A 17,553-nucleotide genomic window follows, 5' to 3' on the forward strand; every position below is an offset into this window, starting at 1 on the left:
TTAAAACGCTTGATAGCCAGTCGCTGCAGCCGCCAATCGCTCTGCAAAAACGCTGAAAAATGAACAGGTTAGTTTTCGTTCCCTGAAGTGCCGACCACTCATCGCGTCAAAATCCCGTGTCGATTAACCGACGCCAATCTCTCAGCGCTCGCAGGTCATTGACACTAAAAGGCTTGGCGCCTAGCGTAGACCTGTGATCGTTTTCTCCTGCCTAGATCACTGCTGCTGTATTTCAACAAGACGGGACGTTGCCCAGCCTTCTCAGTCCTGCGCCTCACTCAAGAACGTCGTACATCGCCTTTGAACGGGCGAGGTTTTCGTATGCCCTGGTTTAGCTGTCGTCTAACTGACGCACTCATGACGCCTGTGCGCGTGGCTGCGAACCGATTTCTACACGCTTGGCCTTGAGGTGCTGGAGATGACCAACCTATCGGTCGAACCGATTGCGATGACGTCGGGCGTGCCCGCCAAACCGCAATTCTTCACGCTGTCGCTGCTTCCCCGTCTCGTGGGTTTCAGCGTGCTGTTTTTCATCGTCTGGCTGCTGTTTTCCACCTTGTTCATGCCGCTGATGTCGTCCACCGCTACGCGGGCGATCCTCAATGCGCCGGTGATTCTGCTGACCACCCCCATCGATGGCGTGGTCAGTTCGCTGACGATCAAGCCCGGCGAAGGCTTCGAGAAAGGCCAGACCATCGCCACCATCGAAAACCCTCGGGCCAATCAGGAAACCTTGCTGACCCTGCAAACCCGGCGCCTGACGCTGGAACAGCAACTCGCCTCGCTCAAAGGCCAGGCAGAACACGACCAACAGTTCTACGACGCGCTGGAGAAAACCAGCCAGCAATACCAGAAGGCCTATCGCACCCGGCAACAGTTCACACAGCGGGCCTTGAGGGCGGAAAGCGCGGCCGCAGATGCTCGGCTACAGGACGCCCAATCAACGGTGGCGCGCAATCTAGAGCTGTTCCGGCAAGGCGCGGTGAGCGAGGCGACAGTCGCCTCCTCCAAGGCTCAACTGGCGTCGTTGCAAGGGGCGGCGGAGTCGGTTCGCTCGCAGTTGCGCATCAACAGCGGCGATGCCTCGGCGGCCAGCGAGCAGGTGTACCTCGACCCCGATCAGTTGCGCCTTTACGACCTGCAGACTCAGATGACCACGCTGCAACTGAGCCTGGCCAATCAGGCCAAGCATCAGGCGACGCAACAGGAAGAACTGGACAACCTCAATCGCCTGATCGAGACCGAGCAGAATCGGGTCAGCCTTATGGCCGCCTACAACGTGATCGCCTACGCCCCCGGCACCGTACAGGAACTGGTCGCCCCCGAAGGCACGCTGGTACGCGCAGGCTCGACGCTGGTGAGGGCCACCCATTGCAATCAAAGCAACGTCATTGCCGTGTTTCCGGAACGCATGGCCAGCAAGATCACGCGCGACACCGTGCTGACCGTGGACGTCGCAGGCTTGAACCAGCCGCTTCGGGCCCACGTGACGCAATTACTGTCCAAACCCAGCGACACGCTATCGTCGAATTACAGCGTGCCCTTCCCCTTCGCCGAGCAGAATTCGGTGTACGTCGTCGGTGCGTTCGATGACGACCTGTCGGAAAACGAGCGAGCGCGTACCTGCAATCCCGGCAACTGGGTAACCGTCGAGGTGTCGCGATGAGACGTGCTGCTCTCGCCCGAATCGGGATGCTGTCCGGGCCACTGCTGTCGATGCTTTTCATCACCCCAGCTCACGCCGAACAGAGCCGCCCGCAACTGGAGCAGGTGACCTGCGCCGCCCTCGACCGCGCCGTGCAATCCCTCGCCGACGGCCCGGTTTTGCTGGCCAGTTACCCGGCGTTCGAAGGCCATCCTCCGGCGATCATCGCCTTGCGCGGTGTGGCGTTCACCTACGACAACGCACTGGCCAGCATCGCCCTGTTTGGCTGTGGCAAAGCGCTGTCAGCCAGCCGTATCGCCGACGCACTGGCCTACGCGACGGACAATGACCCCGACTATCACGACGGACGCCTGCGTAACGCATACGCGGCGGGACCGGTCAAACCCCATGGCCCGATTCTGCTGCCCGGCTATTGGAGTCAGGAACGCAATGCCTGGAATCAGGACGCCTATCAAGTGAGCAGCGCCACCGGCAACCAGGCCTGGGCTGCGCTGGCGTTGCTCGAAGCGTTCCGTCAGACCCAAGCCCCGCGCTACCTGCAAGCCGCCGAAAGAGTACTGCTGTGGACGCAACGCAACACCTACGACAGCCAGTCGCCAGCGGGCTTCATCGGCGGCTTTTACGGCTACCCGCCCAACCCCTTGCGCCAGGGCTGGAAATCCACCGAACACAACGTCGACCTCGCCGCTGCGTGGGCGGCGCTGGACCGCATCAACGCCAGTGCCGACAGCGCCGCGCAGGCGCAGATCGCGAGGGATTTCGTTGACAGCCAATGGGTCGCCACCGAAGGCCGCTTTCTGATCGGCACCCTGTCCGATGGCCGCACCGCCGAGCACCAGCGCTCAGGCCTCGATGCGCAGATCTGGCCGTTGATCGCGGTGAGCAACCCGTCCGCCGACTGGGCGCGGGTGTTCACCTTCATCGATCAGGCCCATCGCTTTGGCGCGGGCTATGGCTTCAGTCGCGATCCCGATGGCCTGTGGACCGAAGGCACCGCACAAGCCGCCGCCGTTGCACAGTTGACCGGCGCCACTGACAAGGCCAAACAGCTGTGGCCGGTATTGATGGCCCAGCGATCCGCCGACGGCTGGCTGTTCGCGACCCCGCAAGCGCAAATCAGCACGGGCCTTGCCATCGGTCCGGACTCCACCAGCAACGACTTTTTCTACTACCACCTGCCCCATCTGGGCGCCACGGCATGGGCAGCCATCGCGGCCAGCGGCGTCAACCCATTCACGGGCGCTCAGGAGGCGAACTGATCATGCACGCACTGGATTCGCTGCAACTGTGGCAACTGAATCTGGGCACGCTGGCCATGGTGCTGCTGTTCGCCAGCCTGACCCACCGCGACCAATGGCCCGCCCGTGCGGTGTTCGGAATCATGACCGGCCTACTGCTGATCAATTACGTGGTCTGGCGGGTGCGGGAAACGTTGCCGGACATTCACTCGGGGTTCGCCACACTATGGTCCTACACCTTCCTGTTCTTCGAATTGCTGGCGATCACCTACACGCTGGTGTCCATTGTCGTCATGTTGATGCGCAGCGATCACACGGCCACCGCCGACGCCGGAGAAAATCGGTTGCGCAGCGCAGGTCGGCACGTACCCGCTGTGGACGTGTTCATCTGCACCTACAACGAAGGCCTCGATGTGCTGGAGAAAACCATCATCGCGGCCAAGGCCATGGATTACCCCAACTTCAACGTCTGGGTGCTGGATGACACCCGCCGCGACTGGCTACGCGATTACTGCGCGCTGATGGGCGTGTACTACGCGCGACGCCCGGACAACAGCCACGCCAAGGCGGGCAACCTGAACAACGGCCTGCGCCAGTCCGAAGCCTCGACCAATGCGCCCTACATTCTGGTGCTGGACGCCGACTTCGCGCCGCAGCAGCCCATTCTGATGCGCACCTTGGGGCTGTTCGAAGACCCGAAAGTCGCACTGGTACAGACCCCGCAGTTCTACTACAACCCGGACCCGATCCAGCACAACCTCGGCTCGTCGACCTGTTGGGTGGACGAACAGCGGGTGTTCTTCGACGTTTTCCAACCGGCCAAGGATGGCTGGGATGCTGCTTTCTGCGTGGGCACATCCTTCGTGGTACGACGCGACCGGATCAACGAAATCGGCGGTTTTCCTACAGGCTCTGTCTGCGAGGACATCTACACCACCTACCGCCTGTTGCAACGCGGCTATGTCACTCGTTGGCTCAATGAGCGGCTGTCGATAGGCCTGTCCGCCGAGGGCCTGACCGAGTACATCAACCAGCGAGGACGCTGGTGCCTGGGCACGATTCAGGTGGCGTTACTGGAAGAGGGTCCATTGCGCGGGCGCGGCTACACGCTCAACGATCGCCTGCATTACATCCACGGCATGCTGCACTGGTTTTCCAAGCCGTTCATTTTGATGATGCTGATTTCGCCGATGCTCTACTGGTACTTCGGCATCGCGGGGTTCTACGCCAAACCGATGGACTTTCTGGCCTTCGGCATGCCCGCACTGATCGCCTTCTGGGGGTACGGCACCTGGGTGACCGATCGACGAACCCTGCCCATTTTCACCGAGGTCACGCAGATCGTCGCGTCGCTCGCGGTCACGGCAACCATCGTCAGCGCGATGATTCGCCCTTTCGGGCGGCCCTTCAAAGTCACGGCCAAGGGGCTGGACCGCACTAAAGCGATGGTCCACTGGAAGCTGTTCGGGTTCTTTTTCTTTCTCACGCTGTTTGCCCAGATCGGCGCGTTCACGGCGATTGCCACGGCGGATACCTTCGATGGCAACGTGCAGTTCAACCTGTGCTGGACGGTGGTGGCGCTGGTCTACAACGTGGCGACGCTGGTGGCCTGTGTCGACCGGCCACGGCTGCATGGCGAGGAGCGCTTTCCGTTCGTCAAACCGGCAGGGCTGCACCTGGCCGGGCGGATGTTCGCCGGGAAGCTGACCGACATTTCCATCAGCGGCGCTTCATTTGCCTGCGAGCATGCGGCGCGGATCCGGCCGGGGCTACGCGGCACGGTGTGGGTCAACAAGGTGGGGCGCGTACCGGTGGAGGTCAAACGCCAGACCGGGGACGGGCGCTTGGGCCTGCAATTCGTCGATCTGGATGAAAAGCTGCGCCAGCGCTTGGTTGGTCGCCTGTTCAGCGACGCCAACACTAACGTTGCGGGCAGGGCACAGCCGTCCGTGGCGTTCAGCAGCTTGTTGCGGCGCTCGTTGATTGGTGAGAAACGCCCACCTGCGTCACTGCGCGCTCGTCGCGGACGTCAGCAACGCAAACAGCGCAGGCCCATGCCCAGCTTCAAGACTGTGAACATGCGCCTGCCCGACGGGCCCGCACCCAGGATGTCGGCACCAAGGGGCGATCTTTGGTCGCTGCTGCTGGCGCCATTGCGGGCGTTGTTCGGGATGCGGTTGTAGAGATTCTGGGTCACCGTTTTTCGGATCACTGATGATCCCCTGTGGGAGCGAATTCATTCGCGATGGCGTCAGCACACCAAACAACACCTTGGCCTGACACTCCGCATCGCGAATGGATTCGCTCCCACAGGGGCTCAGTGCAATGCCGAACGCTACGCCACACGTTGAGATTGCAGGTATGTCATGCACACGAGAACACGCCGATGAACAGCCCATTGCCCCTCACCTGCCTCACCCTCCTCCTGCTCACCGGCTGCTCGCTGGAACCCACCTACGAACGCCCTGACACCCCCATCGACCAACAATGGCCAAGCAATACCCAAGGCGCTGGCGCCAGCGAATCGAAGCAGGCGTTTCAAGAAGACTGGCACACCTTCATCACCGATCCTCGTCTGCGTCAGATCATCGATCTGGCCCTTGAAAACAATCGCGGTCTGCGCCAATACGCGGCGTCGGTTGAGGAGTCCCGCGCCGGATCCGACGGTGCTCGCGCCTCGCTCTTCCCCTCCATTGGCGTCAACACCTACGCCGGGCGCAGCAAAATCCCGCCACTGGTGCGCACACAAGGCGGGGGCGTCAGCTCGGGGAGTATCGACAACACCTTTCAGGCCACTGCCGGTTTTACCTCGTACGAACTGGACCTGTTCGGGCGCCTGCGTAGCCAGCGCAATGCCGCCGATGCGCGCTTCGAAGCCAGCGAAGCGGACTACCAGACCGCACGCCTGGGCCTGATCGGTGAAGTGGCCAGCACCTGGCTGACACTGAAGGCCAACCAGACCCTGCTCAACCTGGCTCAAAGCACCTTCGAGGCCCAAAAGCACTACGGAGAGTTACTGCGCAGCAGCTATAACGCAGGCTCAACGGCGCGCATCGATGTGCATCAGGGCGATGCCATGACCAACACCGCCGCCGTGCAACTCAACACCTACCGCATGAAAGTCGCGCAGAACCTCAACGCCTTGCGCGTATTGGTGGGCCAGCCGATCCCGGATCATTTACTGCCCGTCGGTGATCTGGGCAAGACCCTGGCCACCGCTGACGTGCCTGCCGGTTTGCCATCGAGCCTGATTCAGCGACGCCCGGACATCATGGCCGCCGAAGCCTCGTTGCGCGCCGCCAATGCCGACATCGGGGCGGCCCGCAGCGCGTATTTTCCAACCTTGTCGTTGACCGGCGCCTTGGGCAGCCTCAGCGGGGACTTTTCAAAACTGCTGACCGGGCCTGCCGAGTTCTGGCAACTGGCGGCGGCAGGCTCGATGACCCTGATCGACGGCGGCCAGCGACGGGCCGTGGTGGACGCCGCCCACGCCCGCTATGACGCACGCACCGCTGCCTATGAAGGCACGATTCAGAATGCCTTTCGAGAGGCCGCCGACGCCCTGAACGCGCGACAGGAAATGCTCGGGCAGGTGGCGGCGCAGCAGCGTCTGGTTGAGGATTATCAAGAAGCCTGGCGCCAGTCGCGCCTGCGTTTCGAGGCCGGGCTGGACAGTTATTTCTCGACCATGGACGCCCAACGCTCACTGTTTGCGGCGCAGCAGGAATGGCTGAATCTGGAACTGGCGCGGGAGGTCAATCAAGTCACACTGTACAAGGCGCTTGGCGGCGGGTGGTTCCCACCGAAAATGAAGGTGGCGGATGCGAAGTGAAGGCTGATCGGCCACCGGAATCAGATCTGTGGGAAATTCTATGTTGGCTGATCAACTGCTTTCGTCGGAACGCCGCCCGCACCAAGCCGGCTCCCACAGCGATCGTATTACCAAGTCCCGGTACTACCGCGCCCAATCACGGCAAATAAACCTTGAACAACCCGCCGCCCAACTCTCCACCATTGGCGATTTCGATATGGCCGTGCACGCCCTTGCGCTGATGCTGCCGAGCAATGTTCGCTGCGAAATACAACCCCAGCCCGGTGCTGCCACTGCTCTGGTTGATGCCCAGCACGTAGTCGGTCTGGCGCTCGATCATGTGCTCGGGAAAGCCCGGGCCGTCGTCGTTGATGCTGATCACCAACTGCTCACCCACCTGCCCCGCCGAAATCAACACGTCCTTGCGCGCATAGCGAATGGCGTTGATCAATACGTTCGACACCACCGAGCCAATCAGCTCGCGGTCGAAGAAACCAGGCAGACCGAAGTCTTCCACCTCGTAACGCGCCACGATGCCACGGCTGGCGAGCACTTCCTCATGGAACGCCAGTTGCGCTTCGATGAAATCGTCCAATTCGTGGTAGTCCGGGCGCAGCGGCAGTTGATTCACGCCCAGTTTGTACAGCCCCAGCAACTGCACCAGCATGCCGTTCAGGTGCGCGAATTCGTAGTCGATCACGCCCTGTTCTGCCGTGCCACGCTGGGCCTCTGGCAATTGCCTGACCCATTGACCATGGGCCTGAATCAGCGAGGCCAGCGAGTTTTTCATGTCGTGGACGGTGGAGGCGATCACCATTGAGAAATCCAGCCCCTGTTCCTGATCCGTCATCCGCCGAACGCCTTGAGCCGCAATTTCTGATAACGCTCGTACCGAGGATCGGTCTCAGGCATTTTGCCCACCATTTTCAGGCTGTTCTGGCACTCTTGCAGGCTCGCCGCGTCGAGGTTCTGCACGCCCATGTGCAACAGCGATTGCGCCATGTTCAGCGCGATACTGATGTTCTTCGGTTGCAATGCCAGGCCCTGACGGAACAGGTCCTGAGCCTCGCCCAGTTTGCCTGCGCGATAACTGCGAATGCCTTGCATGTTCAGGTCGATGGCCGCCTTGCCTGCACTGAGGATTTCCGGGTCGTCGGTCTGTTTGGCGATGCTCTGCATGACCACCGGGTCGTCGCCGTAAATCTCTGCGCAGCTTTTCAGAATGCCCGCGCCCGCTGATTCCTGCCCCAACTGTTTGAGCTGCGACGCCACGGCGAGCGCGGCATCGGCGCTGAGAAACTGTTCCATGCCCTCCAGCCGGGCCATGGCCTGCTCGGTGAGTTTGGCGGCCATTTCCGGGTCGGAACTGACGACACTGGTGGCTTTCATCAGGCGTGCACGGACCTGAAGCCCCGCGTCGTCCGTATATTCCTTGGCAACCTCGCCCAAGGTCTGGTTGATCTCGACACGGGCGCGCGCATCCAGACCGCGATCGCCGCCCTTGCTGATCAACGCCTGCGCCAACCCCAGATTGGTTTCCGGGTCCTTGAAGCGAGAGAACTGACCTTGCGACACCGCCTGACGATAGGCTTTGGAGGCACTGTCGAAGTCCTGATTTTCCAGCGCCAGTTTGCCCAGCAGCCGCTGGCGACGCACCGCGTAGGGCGATAGACGCACCGCCTCTTCCAGCATTTTCTGCGCACGGCGGCTGTCGCCGCTGGCGATCAGCACATCGGCCAGGCCGTCGAACAACACGGGCATGGTGTTAAAGGCACGAATCGCGTCTTCATAAACGGTTTGCGCTTCGGCATTACGCCCACGCTTGAGCAACAGCTTGCCCAACGCCGAATAGGCCCACGGCTGTGGACGGTCGGCGAGAATCGATTTGAGAAAGGCTTCCAGCGGTTCGAACTGATTAAGATCTCGCAGTGCATCAGCCTTGTAACGCAGGCACAACGGCGCGAAACGTGGGTCCTGTTTGGTCAGGTTGACGCACGCGGCCAGCACTTCAGCAGGCTTGCCGCGATCCAGTGCCTGAAGAATCGGTTTGAGCAGGGTCTTGCGCTGCACGATCTTTTCCAGGCGCTGGGCCAGGCTCGCGCGGTTGAACGGCTTGGTCAGGTAGGCGTCAGGCTCCCATTCCAGCGCACTCATGACCATCGCCTGGCTGTTTTCGGCGGTGACCATGACGAACACGCTTTCGTGGCTGATGAGCCGGTCGGTCATCAGGTCTTCCAGAACTTGCTGACCGTTCTTCTTGCCATCCCCCAGGTTGAAGTCGTGAAGAATAAAGTCGTAACGCTTCTGCGAGCAGGCCTTGATCGCCTGCTCGCCGTTGTCTGCGGTGTCTACTTCCTTGACGCCCAACTCGCGCAGCATCGACCTGACCGAGCTACGAAAATCGGAGAAATCATCGACGATCAGAAAGGTTTTTTGGTTCCACGCCAGCATCGAGATTCCTGTCACGGGAGAAAAAATCAGCCCAGGGGCAATTACAAAACGGGTCAGCCATGCTGCCCGTTTCGGCGGGGCAGATGATAGCCAACATCAATTTGCCATCAAGCTATTTCATACCAGCTTTGGCCACTTGCGGTGCGACGAGACGCCGCTTGTCCGGGTTATCGGCGGCGATGGGGTAAAGCTTAGGTGATGGTTGCGGGAAAAAGCGACCTTCATACACAGATTTACCGATTCCTGCCGAGACCTTCTGTTGCAGGTCAAAAGCCATTACTGGGGTGATGATTGCGCAGTGATCGTGGATCCAAAATCCGCAAATAGCGCGTTAAATGATGGCGTTCATCGTAGTTATTTCAAAACGTGTAAAGTCCATCACGGCGCCGCCGATACGCAAGGAAAGCGGCCCCTGCGTCGCGACATCTCCTCCTGCCCGAGTACTGCCCATGTCCTGGCTCTCCCATCTGAAACTCAAGACCAAACTGTTGTCCGCTTTTTGTCTGTGTGCGCTGATCACGGTCGTGGTCGGTGTATTAGGCCAGGCTGGTATTTCGCGTCTGTACGACCTGTTTCAAGACACGGTTGAAAACAACATGTTTTCGATCACCAAAGTCGACTCGGTCAAAGCCAACGTGATCGCCACCAACCGCGACTTCTTCAAAGTCATCGGCCTGAGCGCCATCAAGGCCAGCCCGGAAGAAATCAACGCGGTCATTCAGTCGTTCAAGGAAAACCAGGCCCAGGCAGACACCGATTTCAAGGCCTATCGCAATACGCCGCTGGAAGCAGACGAAAAAGCGGCGGGCGATGATTTCGAACGGGATTGGGCAGCCTACGTCTCGGCTGCGCAGAACACCTTCGCCGTCATTCAGAGCGGCGATCTCGAACAGGCCAGCAAACTGGCCGCCAGCAGTGTCACCCCGACCTACCGCAAAACCATGGGCGAGCTGAAGATCATCATCGAATCCAACGCCCGTCAGGCTCGCGAATCCGCGCAAGCAGGTATCGAAACGGATCAGCAGGTCACGTGGATACTGATCGTCGGTTCGCTGATCGCGGTGATCTGCGCCATCGCACTGGGATTGATCGTGACCCGAATGATCACCCGCCCCATCTATCTCTCGGTGGACAGCGCCGCACGGGTGGCCAGCGGTGACTTGACTCAGGCCATCGCGGCGGGCGGCGAGGATGAAACCGGTCAACTGCTCAAAGCCCTGTCGAATATGCAGGGCAATCTGAAGAACACCGTGCAGCAGATTGCCAACGCCTCAGACCAATTGGCCTCCGCCGCCGAAGAGCTGACCGCCGTGACCGACGACAGCAGCCGTGGCTTGCAGCGCCAGAACGACGAAATCCAGCAGGCCGCGACCGCCGTCAACGAGATGACCGCAGCGGTCGAGGAAGTGGCGCGCAACGCCGCCAGCGCTTCGCAAGTCTCGACCCAGACCGCCAATGACGCACAGAAAGGGCAACAACAGGTGCAACAGGCTGTCGCGGCGATGAACACCATGACCGTGGAAATCAACGACTCGACCCAGCGCGTCGAAGCACTGGCGGGGCAGATTCGCGACATTACCAAAGTGCTGGACGTGATTCGCGGCATCGCCGAACAAACCAACCTGTTGGCGCTCAACGCTGCCATCGAAGCTGCCCGCGCGGGTGAGCAAGGCCGTGGTTTTGCGGTGGTGGCTGACGAAGTTCGTGCTCTGGCCGCGCGCACTCAGGCATCGACCGGTGAAATCGAATCGATGATCACCCTGGTGCGCAACGGCGCCGACGAAGCCGTGCAGGCCATGGGCAAGAGCCAGGCGATTGCCGTCAACACCCAGAGCCTGGCCACCGAGGCGGGGCTTGCGCTGGAGCGCATCAGCGAGGGCGTCAGCCAGATCAACGAACGCAACCTGGTGATCGCCAGCGCGGCCGAGGAACAGGCGCAAGTGGCCCGTGAAGTGGACCGCAACCTGGTCAACATTCAGGACCTCTCGGCGCAGACCGCTGCGGGCGCCAATCAGACCAGCGCATCGAGCCAGGAACTGTCGCGACTGGCGGTGTCGTTCAATTCGATGGTGGGCAAGTTCACCCTTTAGTTGAGGCGCTCGGCCTGGCTTCTGGCGGAAGGCCGTGGGAGCCGGCTTGCTGGCGAATGCGTTCACTCAACCCACACAGATAGATGTGAATGTTCAAACGCCTTCGCCAGCAAGCCGGCTCCCACAACGCGGTCGGCAATCCAACCCGGGCAAGCCATCTGTTTGCCACCTGTGACACATTGGCGTATTGACTAAATTGGCACATGTTTTGTCGTAAATAACATTTCAGGTACAATCGCCGCCCCTCGCAGATCACTTGGACCTGATGACCGAGTCCTGCGGGATATTTGTTGTTTACTCAAGCTGCTGAATCCAATGATCTAACAAGAAGCCAGCGCGGAGGGACACAGAACTCAAGGTCCGTTTCCATCGACCTTGAACCCTACCCTCGCCCGCCGGGCGCGACACCGGGCCTTCTCATACGTCGGAGCAGACGTGAAGCCTCGGGTATCGCCTCGACCAAGCGGCAGGCGGATAACGTTCTATCAACTGGATGCGTGCAATGATCAAAACGACGAGCAAGGCGCTGCTGGGCCTGGCAATTTCTTTGGGGATGCTTCAGGCACACGCTGCTGAAAGCAAAAAAGTGGACGTGCTGCTGATCGGCGGCGGCATCATGAGTTCGACCCTGGGTGTCTGGCTGAATGAGCTGGAGCCGGGCTGGTCGATGGAAATGATCGAGCGTCTGGACGGCGTCGCCGAAGAAAGCTCCAACGGCTGGAACAACGCCGGTACCGGCCACTCGGGCCTGGCCGAGCTGAACTACACGCCGGAAGACAAAGACGGCAAAGTCAACATCTCCAAAGCCATCGAGATCAACGAAGCGTTTCAGGTCACCCGTCAGTTCCTGGCCTGGCAGGTTCGCAGCGACGTGCTGAAGAACCCGCACTCGTTCATCAACACCACGCCGCACATGAGCTTCGTGTGGGGTGATGACAACATCAAATTCCTGAAAAAACGTTACGAAGCCCTGCAAGCGAGCCCGCTGTTCCGCCCGATGCAGTTCTCCGAGGACCACGCGCAGATCGCCAAGTGGGTCCCGCTGATGATGGAAGGCCGCGACCCTAACCAGAAGCTGGCCACCACCTGGACGCCAATCGGCACCGACGTCAACTGGGGTGAAGTCACTCGTCAATACGTGAGCGCCCTGCAGACCCGCCCGAACTTCAACCTGAAGCTCTCCACCGAGGTCGAGGACATCACCCGTAACGAAGACGGCAGCTGGCACGTCTCGTACAAGAACCTGAAAGACGGCACCACCAGCGGCACCGACGCCAAGTTCCTGTTCATCGGTGCAGGCGGCGGCGCGCTGAAACTGCTGCAGAAATCCGGCATTCCGGAAGGCCGTGACTACGCGGGCTTCCCGGTCGGTGGTTCGTTCCTGGTCACCGATAACCAGGACGTTGCCCTGCAACACATGGCCAAAGCCTACGGCATCGCGTCCACCGGCGCGCCACCCATGTCGGTTCCGCACCTGGACACCCGCGTGCTGGACGGCAAGCGCGTGATTCTGTTTGGCCCATTCGCCACCTTCTCCACCAAGTTCCTGAAAGAAGGTTCGTACCTGGACCTGTTCAGCAGCATGACCACCCACAACTTCTGGCCAATGACCAAAGTAGGCATCGAGCAGTACCCGCTGGTCGAGTACCTCGCCGGTCAGTTGATGCTGTCTGACGACGACCGCTTCAAAGCGTTGCAGGAATACTTCCCGCACGCCAAGAAAGAAGACTGGCGCCTGTGGCAAGCCGGTCAGCGTGTACAGATCATCAAACGTGATGCCGAGAAAGGCGGCGTGCTGAAACTGGGCACCGAAGTCGTTTCTTCTCAGGACGGCAGCATCGCTGCTCTGCTGGGCGCATCGCCAGGTGCTTCGACCGCTGCGCCGATCATGCTGAACGTGCTGGAAAAGGTCTTCAAGGACAAGGTCGCGACCCCTGAGTGGCAAGCCAAAATCCACCAGATCATCCCGAGCTACGGCACCAAGCTGAACGACTCGCCGGCCGCTGTTCAGCAGGAGTGGAACTACACCGCTGAAGTCCTGCAACTGGAAAAACCGCCGGTCATCGACCAGAGCGTTGGCACCAGCATCTCCAACGACACCGGTTCGACCAAGCCGCTGGAAAGCAAGCCTGCAAACGACATGGCGCTGTGATCTCGCCGCATCGATGATGCAGTGAACGCGAAGCCACGGGGCGCAAACCCCGTGGCTTTTTTTTGAGCATCGGTATCGCCTACGCCCTCCCCCTGCACGCGGTGCCGAATCGGTTGCCGAAGTCTTTCTACCGCACCGAGAGGTGAATCAGAGCGCGAGGGTGTAAAAGCGGGTATCGACCTTCATGAGAGGAAAACTGGACGGCAGGTGTTCGGGTTCGATCAACTCGAATCCGTGCTTTTCATAGAAACGATGGGCCGCGAGGAATTTGGCCGTCGTGCCCAGATAGATCGCGCGCACCCCGCGTGCCTTCGCTGCCTCGATCAGGCATTCGAGCAAACGCTTCGCCACGCCAAACTCCCGGCCACGCCACTCGGCCCCCACAAACATCTTGCGCAAGGCGACATCGCCATTGCCGATGTCTTTCATGCTGATGGTGCCGATCACTTCGCCTTGCGCACGCGCCACCCAGAAGTCGCCAGCACCCGCCTGGTAAAAAGACGGAATGTCCATGAGATCCGGCTGATCTTCCGCCGAGATCGCAATGCCGAACTCTTCGCGCTGAATGGGCACGATGAGCGCGACAATGCCCTGCTCGTCGCCTGGGGAATAACGTTCGATCGTAATGCTCGGCGAGGCCATGGAGTTTCCTTGAAGTGTTGGCACGTGTGAGTGCCCTATCATCGGCGATCAAGCCTAAAAACGATAGGGCAAAGGCATGATCTAGACACCTCGCACCAGCGTAGATCCGCCGAATCGAATGATGGGCAGCCGATTGGGCTTGACTGAACTGGTTGGACCACTTAGGGCCATCGAGCGAATCACTGAAGGGCAGAGGCCAGAGGTGTCGGCGTGAAAATGGGCGAGAGAAGTCAACAGGAGAAAGGGTGGTGTCCCAGGCGAGGTTCGAACTCACAACCTTCCCCTTAGGAGGGGGATGCTCTATCCAATTGAGCTACTGAGACACGGTGCCAACGCGCGGAATGGCGCTGGCGAGACGGCGAGCATGTTAACGGCAAGCCATTGTTTTGTCATGTCGTCATTGTCTTTTTGGGCTGTAGTCCGCCGGGCATTTGACTGGCACGAAAAGGTCATCATGCAAATTGCAATGGTGCAAAATGGCATCATTGCAAACTGCAATCCACAACACGATCATTTAAAACTTAACTTATTGATTTTTAAAATATTTTTTATTCAATTCGCTTGGCATGCGCACTGCATTATCACTCTCGTGCCCCCCCTTCATAGATCAATTCAAGCGAAGGTAATCGAGATGAACATCACGCTCTCCCTATTGAACGCCGCAGCCTTCGCCGCGTTGGTAGCCTTCCACTTTCAGGACGATGGCCGCAAAACCGAGAGCGTTGCCGTTCAGGCTCAACCGCATTTTCTGATCAAGCAGACCCCACGCTACGCCACAATCCCGAGCCTCCGTTCCGACGCCATGCTGGCCAACGATACCGACGAGGCCATTCCCGTCGAGCGTACCGAGCGCTGGGTGTTCTGATTCAACAACCTTCACTGAGTTGCCTGTTTGTCTTTTACGAGAACCGTCATGTCAAAAGCCGCTTTATCCTTTCTGATCCTGACCCTCATGGCGCTCGCCGCCGACCAATTACTCACGCCTTCAATGGAGCCATTCGGGATGATCGCCAAGACGTCTGCGGGCGTTTTTGCCTCGCTGTTCCTTTTGGCATTGGTTGCCGGGCGACGGATCAAATTTGACCCGGTGCTGCGTCAGGCAAAGCCCTAACTGGAGAAAAGTTCTACACTGTTCGCCCTGTTTCCCGCTGCCCGATCTGACCTTCTGCTCGCGTTATTGACTAGCTAACACCTCGCCGACAGACCCTTCGTCTCTTTCTTGGACGCTTTCTCGAATTTTTTCGTGGACAGTTCTACCCTGAAGACAGATAGCCATCATGGCGAAAACCCGCGTAATCTGTGGCTATCGCCCGGATAAGCGATACCTCGGAACTTTGCAAACCAGAACGCATTTCTGATAATTGGTGCTGGCTAAACGCCTTTATCTAGTTCAATATTTGTCACAGATTTGACGCCAAGGTTCCGACGGATTGATGCATGATGACGGACCTTTATGTTGGGCAGGTTGAACATTTCGCCGAAATGATAGTCAGACGATGACATCTCGCGGCCAAATGCATGAACCGCCTCCCTTTTGAACTAAATCGGTTAAATATATGAGCCCTATGAAACAGGCCAATTATTCCAGTCGCACAGCTGACAAGTTCGTTGTCCGTCTTCCGGAAGGCATGCGCGAGCGCATCGCCGAAGTCTCCAAGGACAACCATCGCAGCATGAACTCTGAAATCATTGCGCGCCTCGAACAAAGCCTGATTCAGGAAGGCGCCTTGGGTGACGAGCCTAAACTGCGTCTGGACAGTCCTGAACTGTCGCTGCATGAGCGCGAATTGCTGCAACGCTTCCGCCAGCTCGCTCATCGCCAGCAGAATGCTCTGGTGTCGCTGATTGCTCACGACACCAGCCTGGGCGACGAGGAATAAGCCCTCCCGGCCAACGACCAAAACAGCCAGCGTATCGCTGGCTTTTTTGTGCGCGTGTAAGCGCGCACCCGACTGTTGCGCCCAATAAAAAACCGCCCTGCTGGGCGGTTTGCTTTGTCTCACAACGTTAGAGCAGGAACAACGTCGCAAGCCCCAGGAAAATGAAGAAGCCGCCACTGTCAGTCATGGCTGTGATCATGACACTGGAACCCATCGCCGGATCACGCCCCAGCCGGGCCAGCGTCATCGGAATCAATACCCCCATGAAGGCGGCCAGCAACAGGTTAAGCGTCATCGCTGCCGTCATCACCACACCCAGCGACCAGCTGTGATAGAGCATGTAAGCCACAACACCAATCACGCCGCCCCAGATCAGGCCGTTGACCAATGCGACACCCAGCTCCTTGCGCATCAAGCGTGACGTATTTCCGGTGCTCACCTGGTCCAGCGCCATCGCGCGAACGATCATGGTGATGGTCTGATTGCCTGAGTTGCCACCAATCCCGGCCACGATCGGCATCAGGGCCGCGAGCGCGACCAGCTTCTCGATAGAGCCTTCAAAGAGGCCGATCACACGCGATGCGATGAACGCCGTGATCAGGTTGACCGCCAGCCAGGACCAACGGTTGCGCAAGGAGCGCCATACCGAAGCGAAGATGTCTTCTTCTTCACGCAAACCGGCCATGTTAAGGACTTCGGACTCGCTCTCTTCACGAATCAGGTCGACCATTTCGTCGATGGTCAAGCGGCCAATCAGCTTGCCGTTCTTGTCTACAACGGGCGAGGAAATCAGGTCATAACGCTCGAAAGCCTGCGCAGCTTCGTACGCATCGCCATCCGGATGAAAACTCACAGGGTCACTGGCCATGACCTCCGATACCTGTTTTTCAGGATCGTTGACCAGCAGGCGCTTGATCGGCAACACGCCCTTGAGCACCCCGTCGTAATCGACCACGAACAGCTTGTCGGTGTGACCCGGCAACTCCTTGAGGCGACGCAGGTAGCGCAAAACCACTTCGAGGCTGACGTCTTCGCGGATGGTGACCATCTCGAAGTCCATCAAGGCGCCGACTTGCTCTTCATCATAGGAAAGCGCTGAACGCACACGCTCACGCTGCTGGCTGTCCAGCGCTTCCATCAATTCATGTACGACGTCGCGCGGCAATTCCGGCGCGAGGTCGGCGAGTTCGTCCGCGTCCATTTCCTTGGCAGCGGCCAACAGCTCGTGATCGTCCATGTCGGCGATCAGCGTTTCACGAACGGAGTCGGACACTTCGAGGAGGATGTCACCGTCGCGCTCGGCCTTGACCAGTTGCCAGACCGTCAGACGGTCCTCAACAGGCAAGGCTTCGAGAATATAGGCGACGTCGGCGGAGTGCAGATCATCGAGCTTGCGTTGCAGCTCGACCAGGTTCTGCCGGTGAACCAGATTTTCAACACGGTCCTGGTGCTGGCCTTCCTGGCGATGGGTCAGGTCCTCGACAACACGCTGGCGCTGCAGCAGATCAACGACTTGAGCGAGGCGATCCTGAAGGCTTTCCTGCGTTTTCTTTACTTCTACTTCGGTCATAGGCGAACTCCACTCCCAGCAGTGGAGCACGCCGGAAGATCAATCAGTCGATT

At 59.4% G+C, this 17,553-nt stretch carries 13 protein-coding genes and 1 tRNA gene; 9 read left to right on the plus strand and 5 right to left on the minus strand.

Annotation, left to right across the window (positions count from 1 at the left end; translation table 11 throughout):
• Nucleotides 1-418 precede the first annotated feature (418 nt).
• The 4 genes from ACI2KB_RS03260 (at nucleotide 419) to ACI2KB_RS03275 (ending at nucleotide 6,736) form a co-directional block, all read left to right on the plus strand.
• Nucleotides 419-1,666: an HlyD family secretion protein gene (locus ACI2KB_RS03260; RefSeq protein WP_404631311.1), complete on the plus strand. Its 1,248-nt coding sequence runs from the start codon at nucleotides 419-421 to the stop codon at nucleotides 1,664-1,666.
• On the plus strand, nucleotides 1,663-2,925 hold the full coding sequence (locus ACI2KB_RS03265; RefSeq protein WP_404631313.1) for a hypothetical protein: 1,263 nt from the start codon (nucleotides 1,663-1,665) through the stop codon (nucleotides 2,923-2,925). Before ACI2KB_RS03260 ends, ACI2KB_RS03265 begins: the two co-directional genes overlap by 4 nt.
• Nucleotides 2,926-2,927: 2 nt before the next feature.
• Nucleotides 2,928-5,087 carry a glycosyltransferase family 2 protein gene (locus tag ACI2KB_RS03270; RefSeq protein ID WP_404631315.1) on the plus strand — a complete coding sequence of 720 codons (2,160 nt, stop codon included), beginning with the start codon at nucleotides 2,928-2,930 and terminating at the stop codon, nucleotides 5,085-5,087.
• Nucleotides 5,088-5,290: 203 nt separating this feature from the next.
• Nucleotides 5,291-6,736, plus strand: coding sequence for an efflux transporter outer membrane subunit (locus tag ACI2KB_RS03275; RefSeq protein WP_404631317.1), 1,446 nt, complete (start codon nucleotides 5,291-5,293; stop codon nucleotides 6,734-6,736).
• 136 nt (nucleotides 6,737-6,872) lie between these two features.
• Here the strand turns inward: ACI2KB_RS03275 and ACI2KB_RS03280 are convergent, their stop codons facing one another.
• Both ACI2KB_RS03280 and ACI2KB_RS03285 read right to left on the minus strand, forming a co-directional pair.
• Nucleotides 6,873-7,565, minus strand: a complete 693-nt coding sequence (locus ACI2KB_RS03280; RefSeq protein WP_404631319.1) for a sensor histidine kinase — start codon at nucleotides 7,563-7,565, stop codon at nucleotides 6,873-6,875.
• On the minus strand, nucleotides 7,562-9,166 hold the full coding sequence (locus ACI2KB_RS03285; RefSeq protein WP_404631321.1) for a response regulator: 1,605 nt from the start codon (nucleotides 9,164-9,166) through the stop codon (nucleotides 7,562-7,564). Before ACI2KB_RS03285 ends, ACI2KB_RS03280 begins: the two co-directional genes overlap by 4 nt.
• 449 nt (nucleotides 9,167-9,615) lie before the next feature.
• Between ACI2KB_RS03285 and ACI2KB_RS03290 the strand changes: the two genes are divergently transcribed.
• Together ACI2KB_RS03290 and mqo are read left to right on the plus strand one after the other, a co-directional pair.
• A complete protein-coding gene (locus ACI2KB_RS03290) occupies nucleotides 9,616-11,256 on the plus strand; it encodes a methyl-accepting chemotaxis protein (RefSeq protein WP_404631323.1) in 1,641 nt (546 codons plus the stop codon).
• A gap of 502 nt (nucleotides 11,257-11,758) precedes the next feature.
• The gene (gene mqo, locus ACI2KB_RS03295) at nucleotides 11,759-13,408 is read left to right on the plus strand and encodes a malate dehydrogenase (quinone) (RefSeq protein ID WP_404631325.1); all 1,650 of its coding nucleotides are present in this window, start codon (nucleotides 11,759-11,761) and stop codon (nucleotides 13,406-13,408) included.
• A gap of 147 nt (nucleotides 13,409-13,555) precedes the next feature.
• Here mqo and ACI2KB_RS03300 read toward each other — a convergent pair whose 3' ends face one another.
• Both ACI2KB_RS03300 and ACI2KB_RS03305 read right to left on the minus strand, forming a co-directional pair.
• The gene (locus ACI2KB_RS03300; protein WP_404631327.1) at nucleotides 13,556-14,050 is read right to left on the minus strand and encodes a GNAT family N-acetyltransferase; all 495 of its coding nucleotides are present in this window, start codon (nucleotides 14,048-14,050) and stop codon (nucleotides 13,556-13,558) included.
• A 246-nt stretch (nucleotides 14,051-14,296) separates the two neighbouring features.
• Nucleotides 14,297-14,373 (minus strand) — tRNA-Arg (locus ACI2KB_RS03305).
• On the opposite strand from ACI2KB_RS03305, the gene ACI2KB_RS03310 reads away from it, so the two are divergent.
• The 3 genes from ACI2KB_RS03310 (at nucleotide 14,346) to ACI2KB_RS03320 (ending at nucleotide 15,930) form a co-directional block, all read left to right on the plus strand.
• Nucleotides 14,346-14,915, plus strand: a complete 570-nt coding sequence (locus ACI2KB_RS03310) for a hypothetical protein (RefSeq protein ID WP_404631329.1) — start codon at nucleotides 14,346-14,348, stop codon at nucleotides 14,913-14,915. The genes ACI2KB_RS03305 and ACI2KB_RS03310 overlap by 28 nt on opposite strands.
• Before the next feature lie 48 nt (nucleotides 14,916-14,963).
• A complete protein-coding gene (locus tag ACI2KB_RS03315; protein ID WP_404631331.1) occupies nucleotides 14,964-15,161 on the plus strand; it encodes a PA3371 family protein in 198 nt (65 codons plus the stop codon).
• A 445-nt stretch (nucleotides 15,162-15,606) separates the two neighbouring features.
• Complete coding sequence (locus tag ACI2KB_RS03320; RefSeq protein ID WP_404631333.1) at nucleotides 15,607-15,930, plus strand: Arc family DNA-binding protein; 324 nt, start codon at nucleotides 15,607-15,609, stop codon at nucleotides 15,928-15,930.
• Between the two features lie 127 nt (nucleotides 15,931-16,057).
• Here ACI2KB_RS03320 and mgtE read toward each other — a convergent pair whose 3' ends face one another.
• On the minus strand, nucleotides 16,058-17,500 hold the full coding sequence (gene mgtE, locus ACI2KB_RS03325; RefSeq protein WP_404631335.1) for a magnesium transporter: 1,443 nt from the start codon (nucleotides 17,498-17,500) through the stop codon (nucleotides 16,058-16,060).
• Nucleotides 17,501-17,553 lie beyond the last annotated feature (53 nt).

The organism is Pseudomonas sp. NPDC088444 (assembly GCF_044900175.1).
Classification (GTDB): Bacteria; Pseudomonadota; Gammaproteobacteria; order Pseudomonadales; family Pseudomonadaceae; genus Aquipseudomonas.

What these genes read in the sequence shown, in the direction of transcription:
- ACI2KB_RS03280 (WP_404631319.1), bottom strand. Translation starts at nt 7,565, where the DNA reads ATGACGGATCAGGAACAGGGGCTGGATTTCTCAATGGTGATCGCCTCC.
- ACI2KB_RS03260 (WP_404631311.1), top strand. Translation starts at nt 419, where the DNA reads ATGACCAACCTATCGGTCGAACCGATTGCGATGACGTCGGGCGTGCCC.
- ACI2KB_RS03320 (WP_404631333.1), top strand. Translation starts at nt 15,607, where the DNA reads ATGAGCCCTATGAAACAGGCCAATTATTCCAGTCGCACAGCTGACAAG.
- ACI2KB_RS03265 (WP_404631313.1), top strand. Translation starts at nt 1,663, where the DNA reads ATGAGACGTGCTGCTCTCGCCCGAATCGGGATGCTGTCCGGGCCACTG.
- ACI2KB_RS03275 (WP_404631317.1), top strand. Translation starts at nt 5,291, where the DNA reads ATGAACAGCCCATTGCCCCTCACCTGCCTCACCCTCCTCCTGCTCACC.
- ACI2KB_RS03310 (WP_404631329.1), top strand. Translation starts at nt 14,346, where the DNA reads ATGCTCTATCCAATTGAGCTACTGAGACACGGTGCCAACGCGCGGAAT.
- ACI2KB_RS03290 (WP_404631323.1), top strand. Translation starts at nt 9,616, where the DNA reads ATGTCCTGGCTCTCCCATCTGAAACTCAAGACCAAACTGTTGTCCGCT.
- ACI2KB_RS03285 (WP_404631321.1), bottom strand. Translation starts at nt 9,166, where the DNA reads ATGCTGGCGTGGAACCAAAAAACCTTTCTGATCGTCGATGATTTCTCC.
- ACI2KB_RS03270 (WP_404631315.1), top strand. Translation starts at nt 2,928, where the DNA reads ATGCACGCACTGGATTCGCTGCAACTGTGGCAACTGAATCTGGGCACG.
- ACI2KB_RS03300 (WP_404631327.1), bottom strand. Translation starts at nt 14,050, where the DNA reads ATGGCCTCGCCGAGCATTACGATCGAACGTTATTCCCCAGGCGACGAG.
- mgtE (WP_404631335.1), bottom strand. Translation starts at nt 17,500, where the DNA reads ATGACCGAAGTAGAAGTAAAGAAAACGCAGGAAAGCCTTCAGGATCGC.
- ACI2KB_RS03315 (WP_404631331.1), top strand. Translation starts at nt 14,964, where the DNA reads ATGTCAAAAGCCGCTTTATCCTTTCTGATCCTGACCCTCATGGCGCTC.
- mqo (WP_404631325.1), top strand. Translation starts at nt 11,759, where the DNA reads ATGATCAAAACGACGAGCAAGGCGCTGCTGGGCCTGGCAATTTCTTTG.